This window comes from Thermomonospora curvata DSM 43183, assembly GCF_000024385.1.
Classification (GTDB): domain Bacteria; phylum Actinomycetota; class Actinomycetes; order Streptosporangiales; family Streptosporangiaceae; genus Thermomonospora; species Thermomonospora curvata.
The window spans coordinates 2,435,575-2,449,131 of sequence record NC_013510.1 but is presented as its reverse complement, the minus strand read 5'-3'; the positions used below and the strand labels follow the sequence as shown (position 1 = coordinate 2,449,131).

The following is a 13,557-nucleotide window of genomic DNA, read 5'->3' as shown; positions in this document are numbered from 1 at the left end:
CCTCACAGCTCCAGGAAGATCACGCCGAGGCTGACGCCGCCGGCCAGGCCGAGCAGGGCCACCCGGTCGCCGGGGCCGCAGCGGCCCTCCTCGAGCGCGGTGGCCAGTTGCAGGGGCAGCGTCACCGAGGCCAGGTTGCCGTGTTCGGGCAGCGTCACCACCAGGCGGTCGGCGGGGATGCCGGTCTGCTCGCGCAATAGCTCCAGGTAGGGCATGGCCACCTGGTGCACGCAGATCACGGCGAAGTCGTCCCAGCTCAGGCCGGTGTCGGCGAGGGCCTTGTCAAAAAGCCCCGAGCCCAGCGCCAAGAAGGCGTCCTTGAGGCGGCGTCCGTCGGCGTGGAAGTAGGTGTACTCGGGGTCGCGGGGGTGCATGGTGCCCCCGCCGGGCAGCGTGCCGACGTTCCAGGCGGTGGAGTCGGCCTCGAAGGCGCGGTGGAAGATCCCGCCGCGCGGGACCGGCTCCAGCAGCGCCGCGGCGCCGCCGTCGGAGAGGGTGTAGCCGGGGAACGACTCGACGAACTGTTTGAAGTCGCGCACCTTCCAGCGGATCGCCCGGGAGGGGATCTCACCGGTGCACACCAGCGCCCGGGCGTGCTGCCCGGTCCGGATGAGGGCCTCGGCGACCTGGAGGGCGTTGAGGAAGCTGTTGCAGGCGTTGGTCACGTCGAACACCGGGCAGGTGGTGCCCAGTTTGGCCGACACGATGTGCGCGGTGGCCGGTTCGACCAGGTCCTGGCTGGCCGAGCCGAAGATCAGCAGGTCCACATCGCCCGGGGTCAGGCCGCGCCGCTCCAGCAGCGACCGGGCGGCCGCCGCCGCCAGGTCGGAGGCCTGCTGGTCGTCGGCGGCCAGGTGGCGGGAGCGGATCCCGGTCATGCGGGTGACGATCCCCGCCAGCGGCCGGTAGCCGTCGCTGTGGCGGGCGATGCGGTCTTCCACCTCGCGGCTGGTGAGCGTCCGCTCGGGCAGGAACGCGGTCACGCCGGTGAGGCCGACCCGGACCGTCGGGTCCCCTGCGGTCATGGGCGTTCCCCCTCTCCCGGCGCCCTTCCCGGCGGGCGGCCCCGCCCCGGCAGGCATCGTGGCCGATACCGGCGACGACGATAAAGAGCATGATCGTTACTTCTGAGTAAATACCAGATCACAGCGTCCGGTCGCCCCGCAAGTCGGTCGCGTGTCCGGGCATAGCACCACTTCCCGCAAGGCCCGCCAGGCGCTCCGCAATGGCCGCCCGTCCCTTTGCCCGGGCGGTGGCGGCCCCGGGCGTTCTTGTCACCGCGGCGAGGAAGGACATGGCGGCGGTCCGGGGCGGTGGCCCGTCCGTCCGCACCGGGGTGAGCGGATCGCGGCCACGGGCGCGGCGGGCCGGCCGTGCCGCCAAGCCCTTTTGGAATTCCCGGGAATCGGCAACCTCGTGACCGCGATAGTGGCGGAATAACTTTCCGAAGGCGTTCTATGGAATCTCATGTCAGCGTCGGTCCGATTCCGCCGCGGGCCCGCCGGTGGCGGCGGGCCGGCCTCCCCGGCGCCGCCGGGCCGCCTTACCGGATCATGCCGCCCCACCACCGGTCAAACCGAGAAGAAAATTTTACGAATTTTACTCGGATGACACATCTGCCCAATACTTCACCCTGGGTGGCCGGCCCCACCGACTGCTCCTACTGCCATTGTCAAACCGCTGACAACAAGCGCTCACCTGCTTTTCGGTGCGTCTCAAGCTTTGCCACCGGGCTTCGTGGTCGGATGAACGGGCCGGTCAGATGCCCGAGGGCCGCCGAGGCGGCGCCGGGTGCGCAGGGAGCGTCCGGTCGGCGGGAAGGCGGGTGCGTCACCATGGTGGGTCAAGTCGAGCAGCGGACACGGCCACGCCATGGTGCCTGCCCCGAGCCGCACGGGGAGGTCACGATGCCGGCAGGCAGAACGGGACCCGCAGGCACCGTCCGCGGGATCCTCACCTTCGAAGGCAACACCGAGGACGTGGCGCGGGCGCGCAGATTCGTCCAGGACGTCTTGCGAGATCACCCCGACTGTGCGACCGCGGTCCTGCTCACCAGCGAGTTCGTCACCAACGGCATCGTGCACGGCTCGGGCGCCATCACGGTGGCGGTGCTGGAGACCGAGTGGGGCGTGCGGGTCGAGGTGACCGACGCCGGTTCCGGGACGCGGCCCCGCCTGCGCGAGTCCGGCCTGGAGGACGAGGGAGGCCGGGGCCTGCTCCTGGTGGACCGGCTGGCCTCCCGGTGGGACCACGTACGCACCCCCGCCGGCCTCACCGCCTGGTTCGAGCTGGACACCGCCCCTGCCGGCTGAATCCTCTTCAACACGCGGTCTCGGGCACCGGACCCCGGACGGTATCCGGGGTCATGGCATCGCAGGTCACAGCAGCGGACCTGACTATGAGCCCTCGTCCCCGCCCGCGGAAACCTCGTGCTGAAAAAGGTTCACCGAACCGCAGGCAGCACCCCGGACCGCTTGACGCCGGTCACCAGGCTGCCCAGCCGTGGACGGAGTCAACACCGGACGACTGTTTTCACACTCTCCTCTCAAGACCCGGCCGCTTGCTCTGATCAGCCTCCGGCAAGCGCACCCCCACATGACCCAAAACCCCAAAAGTGACATCCGCAAACAGATCGCCAACATTCGGGTATTCATGCGATGTCCGGAATCAGGCGGCAGGTATAACGATTCCGACTCAAGCAGTTCCCCGCCGCCCGCCTTGGCGGCGAACATCGAGGCGTGGCAGCCATGGAGAGCGGCGGGGCCGCCTTCGCCGAGCGGCTGTTGAGCCGATTTCGCACCTGGCCCGCAGTGCGCGTGGCCCCGGCCGATTGCGGAGCCGGTGTCGGTCTCGACGCGGGCACATGCCAGGTTCTCCATCTGCACTCGGCCGACACGGCCGAATTGCTGCTGACCCGGCCGGTCATCGAACGGCTCGGTAAGGCGCTGCGGGAATCGGGACGGGTGACCGTGCGCCCCGGCGAGGACTGGGTGCAGGTCCGCCTGGCCACCGATTCGGACGTGGCCCTGGCCGTCTCGCTGACCAGCGTGGCCCTCAAAGCGGCCGGCGACGGCGTTGGAACGCACCAAACAACCCCCTGCAGCGCCGCCGGGCCGGTCCCGGCCGCACTGAGCCGCTGCGGCCCGCCATAGCGCGCACCCGACGCGACCGGGCCGCCGGGCACCGCCTCGGCGGCCCGCCTCATCGTCGCGGGCAGATCACGGCTGGGAGGCGAATCCCCGCCCGGCACCGCGACGGCCGCCGACCGCACTAACATCTGCGAAGTGCCAAGATCCCTGTTGGCACGATCTGCACCGAAACGGCCCGAGATGGATGATCACGAGCGTCGGCTCACCCGGCCGGCAGAGCTGCACCCCCCTGCTCTGCGGCACCTGTTCAGCGACGGGGGCGTGGGACGCTCCCTGTCGGTGGAGCTGCCCCCGGGGACCGTGGTGTGGCCGGACCCCGGCTATCCGCAGCGCCACCCGGTGCGCCGCCCGGCCTTCTGGGTGAGCGACGGCCCCGTCCCGCCGGGGTTGTGGAGCGCGCTGCGCGACGAGCACCCCCGCTCGGGGCTGTGGCCGGTGCTGCTGGACGACTCCACCCAGCCCTGGACGGCCGGCCAGGTGGCGCCCGAGCCGGTGTCGGAGATCGACAACTACGACCCGGCGGCGTTCATGGCCGAGGTATGGGCGGACTGGTGCGCCAGCCAGACCGACGGCGACTACTCCGAGCTGGAGCCCTACGGCAAGAACTGCCCCGGCCTGGCGCCGCCCGGCACGCTCGTCCACGACCCCGACGAACTCGCCGACCAGTACGCCGACAAACTGGCCCGGCGCGGCATGTCGCTGGGGCTGGCGGCCGTGGACCGCGGCGCCGACACACTGGCCGCGATGGGCTGGCAGGGGGCGCTCAACCACAACGAGTGGACGGCGCCGCTGGCGGCCGTGGTCCGCGGCTGGGAGGACCGGTTCGGGGTCCGGGTGGTGGGCATGGGCTTCAACACCCTGGACCTGAGCGTGGCCGCGCCGCCGCTGACCTCCCGGCACGCCCTGCAGGTCGCCGCCGAGCACTGGGCGTTCTGCCCCGACACGATGTTCCAGGGGCCGGGCACGCTGGCCGGCTACGCCGAGGAGATCCGCGGCAAGACCTCCTGGTCGTTCTGGTGGGATTGACGCCCTATCCCTCTGCTCGCGGCCGCCCCGGGCCGGCGCGGCCGCGAGCGGAGGCGGCCGCTCAGTGCACCGGCTCGGCGTCCTCGGCGAAGACCAGGTCGAGCAGTCCCGGGAAACGCTCGTTCAGATCGTCGCGGCGCAACGTCAGATGGAGGCGGCGGCCCTCGGGGCGCTGCCGGATCACGCCGCTTTCCCGCAGCACCCGCCAGTGCGTGGTGAGAGTGGACTTGGGAGCCCGCACGTCGATGGCCCCGCAGGGGGTCTCCTCACCGGAGGCCAGGGCTCGCACGATGTCGAGCCGTATGGGGTGGCCCAAGGCGTGCAAAACGTCCACGAGCCGGATCTGCTCGCGATCGGGGTGGTGCAATGCCGCCATGACGCCACCCTAAAACACCGAATGTGGGCCAGGACACATCGAATTCTTCCGCGCCGGGACGCTCGCCGCCGGGCGACACTCGGTGTAAGTCCCCGTTGTTGCCGATCAGTGCCGGTGGTGGCATCCTCGCCTCGTCCGGCGACTCCTGTAGGAGAAACACCATCAGGCGCAACAGACATCCGGCTGCACACCGGTCCCGCCGCTGGCCGCTCGCCCTCCTGGCAACACTGGTGGCGGGCGTGCTGACCGCCGATGTATGCGTACTGGCCTTCGGTGACCTGGGCGGGCCGGCCGAGCACGCGCTCGACGACGACCGGCTGGTGTCCATCTCCGGCGACGCGGTGCGCCCGGCCGTCCCGGTGGTGGCGCCGCTGGGCAAACGGCACACCCCCCACCTGCTGCTGGCCCACAGCGGCCCGCTGCCGGCCAAGGCGGTGGAGCGCGCCCGGCGGGTCAAGGGGGTGGCCGCGGTGGAGGTGGTGGACGCCGCCCAGACGCTGGTGGCCGGACGGCGGGTCGGGCTGCTGGGGGTCGATCCGTCGACCTTCCGGGCCTTCACCCCGCCGGCGTCGGCGGCCTCCGACCAGCTGTGGCAGGCGGTGGCCGGCGGTGACCTGGTGGTCTCTTTCGAGCTGGGCCGCTCCCAAGGGCTGACGCTGGGCGGCACCGTGCCGGCGGGCCGCAGCGAATCCCCCGGCCAGGTCCGGGTCGGGGCGTACGCCAGCTTGGGCATCAGCGACGTGCACGCCGTCGTCTCCCGGCAGCGGGCCAGGGAACTGGGCCTGCCCGACGGCAACGCGCTCATCGTCAGCACCCGCAAAACCGACCCGCGCACCCTGAGCAAGAAGCTGCGGAAGGTGATGCCCCGCGGCACCAAGGTCGCCGTCCTGACCGCCGCACAGCAGCGCACCCCGGCCCGGCAGGCCCCCCAGGTGACCGGACGCCCCGACGGAGTGCGCGGCCGGGCCACCCCGATCGCCGGCAACCGGATGACCCCGCGAATGCGAGCGGTGGTCCTGGAGATCAACAACCGCTTCGGCCCGTTCCCGGTGATCGGCTGCTACCGGACCGGCGCCGACGCCCAGGACCACGCCCTGGGGAAGGCCTGCGACTTCATGGAGAGCACGGCCGGCCGAATGCCCAGCGCCCAGGCGCTACGGCACGGCGACCAGGTGGCCGCCTACGCGATCAGCAACGCCACACGCCTGGGCATCCACTACGTGATCTGGAAGCAGCACATCTGGAACGTACGCGGCGGCGGCTGGCGCAAGATGGCCGACCGCGGCAGCCTCACCCAGAACCACTTCGACCACGTCCACATTTCGGTGTTCTAAGGGAACCGCCCGGGCCAGGGCCGCAGCTCATGTGCCCTGTATGGAGGGCACATCCGGGGCGCTCGGCGTCCTGATCGCCTTCCAGGCCTGTCGATCGCCTGATGCATGCGGTCGCGGCCGGAGGGCATCAGGTGCATGAAGTGCGCAGGGTGAAGCCAGGGTCGGCATGCCCGAAAAACTCGGCCAGGCGCGGACGGCCTCTCTTCGGCCAGCAGGACACTGGCGACTTGAACTTATGTGGGGATGAAGGTGTCGCATCCGGTCATTAGGACCACCTGATCACTCAACAGCCCGAGTACCTCGCGCTCCCCGACTCCGCCCCAAGCAGCCGGCTCGCCTCAACACCACTAGAACACGCCCTCGGTGCTGGGCGGTCAGCCGTGGCTGTGAGGAGTCAGAACGAACCCTGCCGCGATCAGTGCCGTGGTGATCTCCCCGATCCGCCGCGGCCCCAGCCCACGAACGTGTTGGAGTTCGTTGTCTTCCCACAGCCGCAGCACCTGGCCCACCGTCACCCTGCCCCTCAGGTGGGACCGCAGCGGGTTGGCCGCATGCCGCGACAGGCCCAGGCAGGCCAGTGGGCAGTCCCGCGTCACCGGAACCATCCCACTGTGATCATGCACCTCTGCCCGCCCGGTTCCCGACGCGGTACCCGGGAACCGGGCGTCCAGGTCGGCCAGGGCATCGGTGGCGTAGCGGACCCGCCGGATCGCCAGCGCCCATTCCCGCGCGCTGATCGTCTGGGAGACCGTCCAAGGCCCATACACCCGGACCACTGCCTGCAGATACCACCTCTGCACCGCCACATCCCCCGCAACCGGCCTCACCCGGCCACCCGGGCCGATGGCAGCGGCAGGAGGGAACGGCTTGCTCGGGCTCGTGGCCGCCGCAGTCATCGGACCACCCGTCCGGTCAGGGCTGCGGTCACCCGGTCGGCCACCGCCTCCGGATCGCTGACCGGGCCGATTTCGCCTCCGGTGTCGGCCCAGGTGAACACCCAGCCGCCGGCTTCTTCCCGGCAGCTCACCTCGACCGCATGCGACGCCGCTCCCTGCCTCATGACCCGCAGCACCCGCAGCCCGTCCCGTTCGACCAGCCCACACAGCAGACCGGGCCGCCGGCACAGCTCGGCATCCAACGCGGCCAGGTGCCCCCGGCGAGGCCCGAACGTCCCGGCCACGTTCGCCGCCTTGAATCGCTCGCGTTCAAAACCCAAGATCCTGCTCCCGACTCGTCTTTGAAGCAGGGCTGGCGACACGGCAAGGTGACCGTCCTCCCCTCCCTGGACGGCTGGCCGGGAAGAGGCCATATGCCGCACCTGGCCACTTGCCATGCCGCCGGCCCCGCAGCCCATCACGCCGCCACCTGCGACGAAGGCGAGCACCACTCGCACAACTCCTGCCGGCTCTTCGTTTCCGGCCCATTGCCAGTGGTGACCCGTCGCATCAGCGGCCCCCGGCTGAAGAAGACCCATTTCCAGCCCCGCCCACGACGCGAAGGGCACCGCTCGTGCTCGTCCTGCTGCCGTTGGGTCATGCCTCAACGATCCGGTGACCGCCCTCGGTCAGCCCATTCCCCGGCGCCATCCCTTGAGGGGATATACGCTCAAGCCAGGACTGGTCACTCACGGCAACCGTCAGGGAGAAGCCCTCCATGCCGGGACGCGCCATCGCTCCTTTCACCGTCCCCGCCGACTTGTGGAGACGCCCCGAAACCCTCGACGCTCTCCGTAACCGGGACATCGGCTGGCTGTTCCGTCTGCTGCGTCAGTACGCCGGTGCCAGTCAGACCCAGATCGCCATCGCCTGCGGCATGACCCAAGGCAAGGTCAGCGAGACCATGAAGCCCCGCGGCCGCCGGGTCACTTCCTCGGAGGTGTTCGAGCGCATCGCCGACGGCCTGGACATGCCCGATCACGCCCGGATGACGCTGGGGCCGGCCCCAAGCTCGTTCAACCCCACCAGCGCAGCGCCCACCGGGACCGCGGTCATCCGGGCACAAGATGAGCCGGTGGGCTTGGACTCTTCGGCGTTCCTCGGTTCTCTTGCCCTAAAGCCTCATGCGGGGAAGAGGAGGGACCGGTGCGCAGACGTACGTTCACCCAGCTCGCCGGGGCGAGTTTGTTCAGCACGATCCTGACGGACCTACCGGGCGATGGCGGCCCGCTGGAAGGGGTCGAGGCGTTCGCCGCAGCCATGGCCGACCATCCCGAGATGAACAGCAACCCCACCCCCGCCAGCCTCAGCTTTGAACGCCTCACCAAGGAGGTATCCGCTGCCAAACGGAACTACCAGAGCTGCCGCTACTCCACGGTGATCGACAAACTCCCCAGGCTGCTGGCCGACCTGCGCACAGCAAGCAAAAACTCTGAAGGAGACACCCGCCTCCGCTTTGAGGCACTGTCCGCCGAGGCTTACCACGTAGCTGCAAGCATCCTGCGCAAATTGGACGCCAAAGGCCTCGCCTGGATGGCCGCCGACCGCAGCATGCAAGCCGCCCGCAACAGCCAAGACCCCACCGTCATCGCCTCCAGCGCCCGCATCATCACCCACGCTCTGATGAACGACGGGCACTATGGCGCAGCAACCACAACCGCCAGCACCTTCGCCCAGCGCCTAAACCGCGACATCGACCAGCACACCCCCGCATCCCTGTCGGTGTACGGCTCTTTGCTGCTGCGGGGTGCGGTGGCCGCCAGCCGCCGCAACGACCGCCACACCGCCGCCGCCCTCCTGGACGAGGCCGAAGAGGCCGGACGCCGACTCGGCGGAGACCACAACTACCGCTGGACCGCCTTCGGCCCCACCAACGTCCAACTCCACCGCGTCAACATCGCCCTCCAACTCGGCGACGCCGGAACCGCCATCCAACAGGCACGAACCATCAACCTGAACCGCATCTCCATCACCGAACGCAAGGCCACACTCCTCATCGACACCGCCCGCGCCCTCACCCAATGGGGCAAACACCACAAGGCCTACGAAATCCTGCGCGCCGCCCACCAAATCGCCCCCGAAGAAATCTCAGCCCGCCCCGCCGTACACCGCATCGTCCGTGACCTGGCGACCACCGCCCCACCCAGCACCCAACGCCAACTCCGCGACTTCACCGCCCAGATCGGAGTGCGCCTGTGACCACCCCCGGTCGCCGTCGCGTCCTCTACATCATCGTGTGCGCCGCAGGCCCCGCCGGCGACGTCGGCAAACTCGTCACCCTCGCCCACCAGCGCAACTGGGACGTCCAGATCATCGCCACCCCCGCCGCCCTGAACTTCATCGACACCGCCGCCCTAGAGGCCCAAACCGGCCGCCCCGTCCGCAGCGACTACCGCGAACCAGGCCAACCCCGCTCCCCCAAGGCAGACGCCATCATCGTCGCCCCCGCCACCTACAACACCATCAACAAATGGGCCAACGGCATAGCCGACAACTACGCCCTGAGCATCCTCGCCGAAGCCCCCAACCTCAACATCCCCATCGTGGTCCTCCCCTTCGTCAACACCGCCCTAGCCACCCGCCGCCCCTTCCAGCAGAGCACAGCCACCCTCCAAGCCGAAGGCGTCCACATACTCCTAGGCCCCGGCAAATTCGAACCACACCCCCCAGGAGCAGGAAACACAAAATTCAACTCCTTCCCATGGGAAATCGCACTCGAAACAGTGGAGGCGCCAACAAATTCTCCCTGAGAAAATCTTCCAACAAAACAGAAATCCTGACACTCCACCCCCAGAAAACAATCTCAACCTAAACTGCGAACATCTAACCAGCCTTTAGAACAACCAAATCGATCTCTTTTAAGATCAAGCGCAGCAGCACCACGCGCCACCGGACCGGACACCCCCAGAGCCGACCAACCCCACTGCAACACGCCAGTCCCTCACACCGCCAATGAGGCCACCAGCACCCACGTCCCCACACCGACAAGGCCAGGCTGCACCCTCTCTGAGGGGTAATGAAAACGGCAGCTGCTTGCGCCGCGCTGCGAGTACACGCCCCTGTTGCGACCCCTCTGAGGGGCGATAAGGAGGCCATGGACAGCACGCCGCGGATCATGCCCTGCATCTGCAATCCCTCTGAGAGTGATGAGAACGTTCAGATAGGGGCGCGAGGGAAATCTACGACCGCCTGGGGTTGCGATCCCTTTGAGAGGCGACGAGGACATGTTCGTCCAGATCACCACGTTCGGCTACTTGCACGCGTTGCGATCCCTCCAAGGGGTGACGAGGACCAGTTCGCTGAATCTGGACGTCGCGTATCTGGAGAGTCGCGATCCCTCCGAGGGGCGATGAGGACGCTGGCGTACACCCGCAAGGGCGACCCCCTCATCTAGTTGCGATCCCTCTCAGGGGTGATGAGGACACCGTCCCTTCGGGATCTACGAGCTCTGCGGGCAGTTGCGACCCCTCTGAGGGATGATGAGGACGTCCATGATCAAACCGGCAGACCGCCGGTGTGGACAGTTGCGATCCCTCTGAGGGGTGATGAGGACGGCGGCTGCGCTGCGGTTGCCGGCCGGTGAGGACGGGTTGCGATCCCTCTGAGGGGTGATGAGGACTAGAACTGGATCTGCCGCGGCTCGATTCGCGGCATGTGTTGCGATCCCTCTGAGGGGTGATGAGGACCTGACATGGGTGGCCGCGGTAGCTCCGGCGGTTTCGTGTTGCGATCCCTCTGAGGGGTGATGAGGACCCGGCCCTACGGCATCCAGACGCGCCCCAAGTTCAAGGTTGCGATCCCTCTGAGGGGTGATGAGGACCCCAGGGTAAAGCCGCAGGCCAGAGGAGCGGAAGCCCACCGGATACGAGCCGTTTTTGCAGCGGACCGCCGGTTGTGCATCCGCCCAGGTAGAACGCGCAAACCAACGCGACGGGAGCGAGCACCATCACGAGCACGGTAGCCCGGCGGCGGGCACCGTGCCGTCGGGTTGAGCGAGCTCCCCTCTGGGGGACTGCGCCGTCCCCCAGACCCCCTGCGCCCCGGAGCGCCCGTCCGCGCGATGCCGTCTGTCCCACCTGCTGACCATCCGCGTGGACGAGCCTTCCGGGCCGTCCCCGCCGATGGTGGTGACGGCGGCTCTGATGGCAACGCTAGCGAACGCCAACGTGCCCGAACGGCTGTCACCAGCAGGCCAACGGCATCAGCGGGTGTTGGTGCCTTTGGGGCGGAAGAACTTAGCAAGTCTCCTGACCCGCTAGCAGCAGGGCGCAACAAGGGCACATGGGGTCATGATCTGCTGCGAGATGTTGAGAACCGTCGAACCCTCGGACGCCAGGCCATGCAGGGGTTGCCGGTTCCGATGCAGGCCTTGATCAGGTGGCCGACGAAACTCGGTGTTCTGACCGCTAGGGGCGTCCGAAGAGGGTTTTGGGCGGTACGGGGATCGAGATGTCCTCGTTCTGTCGCAGGGGGGCGGCGCCGGCGCAGAAGCCGGACAGGGCCTCGGTGTCCAGGCAGCGGGCGCGGACCAGGCCGGAGGCCGCGCGTCTGGTCAGTTCGGCCTCTGGGAGGGCGGCGGCGGAGGCGGCCAGGACCAGGTTGCCGAAGCGGCGGCCGCGCATGACGCCGGGTTCGGCGAGCAGGACGGTGTGCGGGAAGATCCGGCGGACGGTGGCCGTTACCCGGCGGGCGAACTCCAGGCGGTTGCCGTCGGCCATGTTGAGGAGGTAGACGCCCGCGGGGCGCAGGACCCGGCGTACGTCGTGGCAGAACTCCAGGCAGATCAGTTCTCGGGGGATGGCGGTGTCGGCGAAGGCGTCCAGGATCACCAGGTCGTCGCAGGCGTCGGGGAGGGCGGCCAGGCCGGCGCGGCCGTCGGTTATCCGCACGCGCAGTCCTCGGACCGAGCGCAGTGGCAGGTGCTCGCGGACCAGGTTGATCAGGGCGGCGTCCGGTTCCAGGACCAGCTGGCGGGAGCCGGGGCGGGTGGCCGCCACGTAGCGGGCCAGGGTGCAGGCGCCGCCGCCGATGTGGACGACGTCGAGGGGGGCGCGGCCGTCGCCGAGGCAGTCGACCACGTCGCCCATCATGCGCATGTATTCGAAGTCCAGGTAGGTCGGGTCGGCCAGGTCGACGTAGGACTGGGGCACCCCTTCGACGGTCAGCAGCCAGCCGTGCTCGCGTTCGGGGTCGGGGTGCAGCTCGGCGCGGCCGTCGGCACTGCGGTGCACGGCGGGTGCGTCCCGGCGAGCGGTGCGTCGTTGGGCCATGGTCCTCCCCTTCCCGGCTCGCCCTCGGCTCGCCGAACCTCCCCACGGTAGCGGCCCCGGCGCCCCCTTCCGTCCGCACGCCGATCGGAAATGCTCACTATCCGGATACATCAGATCCTCCGGACAGGTGACTTTCCTTGCGTTTACCCTCCCTTCAGGCGGGACTCACCGTTTCTTGGACGGGACTTGCCCCCGATGCTTTACCTCAAGTACATTCCCCCGAGACCGGTTCGTGACCTACCTCCACCCCGGAGGTCGAACCGACCGCCGAATGTTCACGGCGCAGCCGGCGCCGGGAACAACCGGGGACCCGTCGCGGAAGTCCCGGGGACGCCCCCCGAACGAGAACGTCCCCGAGTGAGTCCGCCGTGTGCGGTGGGGCGCCTGTCACCCCGCACCCGGTAGGCGGCCACTGGAGAGACATGGACCCGATAGGCAAGAAACTGCTCGAGGTCGCCGAGAAGGAGCTCGGTTATACCGAGAAGGCCGGCGGCTACACCAAGTACGGCGCGTGGTGGGCGAAGAACGTCGACGCCGACCACAATCCCTACTTCAAGACGGCGCCCTGGTGCGACATGTTCCTGGCCTGGGCGGCCGACAAGGCCGGGGTGGCCGAGCAGGTCGGGCAGTTCGCCGCCACCGTCGACCACGCCAAGTGGTTCAAAAAGCACGGCGCCTGGGGCACCGAGCCGGTGCCGGGGGCGATCGTGTTCTTCGACTGGAAGGGCTCCAAGGACATCGACGCCATCGACCACGTCGGCATCGTCAAGAAGGTCGATGGCAAGAAGATCCACACGATCGAGGCCAACGTCGACGGGATCCACCTGCGGGAGAAGGTCCGCGACGAGAGCATCATCGTCGGCTACGGCTACCCCTCCAAGGTCAAGGTCGCCTCGGAGGGCAAGTACACGCCCAAGCACGCCGCCCCGGCGCCGTCCCCTTCGGAGCTGACCGAGGCCCGGGCCGGTGAGCAGAGCGTGGCCCACACCCGCGAGGGCGCCCCGGAGGAGCAGGCGTTCCTGTCCGGCGGCCACGATGTGGTGCTGGGCGGGCTGATGGCGTTCGCAGTGGTGGGCACCGTGGCGCTGGCGGCGGGCAAGTCGGCCGCCGCGGCCGCGGCCAAGGTCCCCACCGTGCCGCCGGTGCGGGTGCGCAAGCGCGGCAAGCACCACCGCCGCCCGGTGGCGCTGCCGGCGGGCGTCTCCCCGGCGCAGCTGGAGGAGACGCTGCGGGAGTCGGAGGCCGCCACCACGGCGATGCCGGCGATCAGCGCCGCGGTGGCCGCGGCGGCCGAGGACCGGGAGTTCTGGGGCAAGATCGAGCATCTCAAGGAGGACGAGGAGCTGGCCTTCTGGGACTCGCTGCACGCGGAGCTCACCCGCGGCGGCACGCCGGCCGCTTCTCCTCGGCCCGCCGTCTCCCCCGGGCACGCGGTGCCGTACTCCCTGAGCCCCTGAGCGTCCGGAC

At 69.2% G+C, this 13,557-nt stretch carries 13 protein-coding genes; 8 read left to right on the top strand and 5 right to left on the bottom strand.

What is annotated here, in order from left to right; genetic code table 11:
* Nucleotides 1-2: 2 nt before the first annotated feature.
* Nucleotides 3-1,025, bottom strand: coding sequence for a 3-oxoacyl-ACP synthase III family protein (locus tag TCUR_RS10320; protein ID WP_012852437.1), 1,023 nt, complete (start codon nt 1,023-1,025; stop codon nt 3-5).
* Nucleotides 1,026-1,907: 882 nt separating this feature from the next.
* Between TCUR_RS10320 and TCUR_RS27035 the strand changes: the two genes are divergently transcribed.
* From TCUR_RS27035 to TCUR_RS10305, 3 genes are all read left to right on the top strand, one after another.
* Entirely contained in the window at nt 1,908-2,312 is a 405-nt protein-coding gene (locus tag TCUR_RS27035) for an ATP-binding protein (protein ID WP_012852436.1), read from the top strand.
* Between the two features lie 435 nt (nt 2,313-2,747).
* On the top strand, nt 2,748-3,152 hold the full coding sequence (locus TCUR_RS10310; protein ID WP_012852435.1) for a luciferase domain-containing protein: 405 nt from the start codon (nt 2,748-2,750) through the stop codon (nt 3,150-3,152).
* A 177-nt stretch (nt 3,153-3,329) separates the two neighbouring features.
* Nucleotides 3,330-4,175, top strand: coding sequence for a DUF4253 domain-containing protein (locus TCUR_RS10305; protein WP_012852434.1), 846 nt, complete (start codon nt 3,330-3,332; stop codon nt 4,173-4,175).
* Between the two features lie 61 nt (nt 4,176-4,236).
* Here TCUR_RS10305 and TCUR_RS10300 read toward each other — a convergent pair whose 3' ends face one another.
* Nucleotides 4,237-4,551 carry an ArsR/SmtB family transcription factor gene (locus TCUR_RS10300; RefSeq protein ID WP_012852433.1) on the bottom strand — a complete coding sequence of 105 codons (315 nt, stop codon included), beginning with the start codon at nt 4,549-4,551 and terminating at the stop codon, nt 4,237-4,239.
* Between the two features lie 239 nt (nt 4,552-4,790).
* Between TCUR_RS10300 and TCUR_RS27330 the strand changes: the two genes are divergently transcribed.
* The gene (locus TCUR_RS27330) at nt 4,791-5,885 is read left to right on the top strand and encodes a VldE C-terminal domain-containing protein (protein WP_012852432.1); all 1,095 of its coding nucleotides are present in this window, start codon (nt 4,791-4,793) and stop codon (nt 5,883-5,885) included.
* Between the two features lie 374 nt (nt 5,886-6,259).
* Here TCUR_RS27330 and TCUR_RS10290 read toward each other — a convergent pair whose 3' ends face one another.
* The gene (locus TCUR_RS10290) at nt 6,260-6,685 is read right to left on the bottom strand and encodes a hypothetical protein (protein WP_041439502.1); all 426 of its coding nucleotides are present in this window, start codon (nt 6,683-6,685) and stop codon (nt 6,260-6,262) included.
* Between the two features lie 92 nt (nt 6,686-6,777).
* Nucleotides 6,778-7,101 carry a hypothetical protein gene (locus TCUR_RS10285; protein WP_012852430.1) on the bottom strand — a complete coding sequence of 108 codons (324 nt, stop codon included), beginning with the start codon at nt 7,099-7,101 and terminating at the stop codon, nt 6,778-6,780.
* A 437-nt stretch (nt 7,102-7,538) separates the two neighbouring features.
* Between TCUR_RS10285 and TCUR_RS25585 the strand changes: the two genes are divergently transcribed.
* Genes TCUR_RS25585 through TCUR_RS10275 form a run of 3 tightly spaced genes read left to right on the top strand, consistent with a single transcriptional unit; the run spans nt 7,539 to nt 9,570 of the window.
* Nucleotides 7,539-8,024, top strand: coding sequence for a helix-turn-helix domain-containing protein (locus TCUR_RS25585; protein ID WP_012852429.1), 486 nt, complete (start codon nt 7,539-7,541; stop codon nt 8,022-8,024).
* The gene (locus tag TCUR_RS10280) at nt 7,967-9,019 is read left to right on the top strand and encodes a hypothetical protein (protein WP_012852428.1); all 1,053 of its coding nucleotides are present in this window, start codon (nt 7,967-7,969) and stop codon (nt 9,017-9,019) included. The genes TCUR_RS25585 and TCUR_RS10280 overlap by 58 nt, the downstream gene beginning before the upstream one ends.
* Complete coding sequence (locus TCUR_RS10275) at nt 9,016-9,570, top strand: flavoprotein (protein WP_012852427.1); 555 nt, start codon at nt 9,016-9,018, stop codon at nt 9,568-9,570. Before TCUR_RS10280 ends, TCUR_RS10275 begins: the two co-directional genes overlap by 4 nt.
* Nucleotides 9,571-11,226: 1,656 nt before the next feature.
* On the opposite strand, the gene TCUR_RS10270 is transcribed toward TCUR_RS10275, so the two are convergent.
* Nucleotides 11,227-12,090, bottom strand: coding sequence for a spermidine synthase (locus TCUR_RS10270; RefSeq protein ID WP_012852425.1), 864 nt, complete (start codon nt 12,088-12,090; stop codon nt 11,227-11,229).
* 422 nt (nt 12,091-12,512) lie between these two features.
* Here TCUR_RS10270 and TCUR_RS10265 point away from each other — a divergent pair, with 422 nt between their 5' ends.
* Nucleotides 12,513-13,547 carry a CHAP domain-containing protein gene (locus TCUR_RS10265; protein WP_012852424.1) on the top strand — a complete coding sequence of 345 codons (1,035 nt, stop codon included), beginning with the start codon at nt 12,513-12,515 and terminating at the stop codon, nt 13,545-13,547.
* Nucleotides 13,548-13,557: the final 10 nt, after the last annotated feature.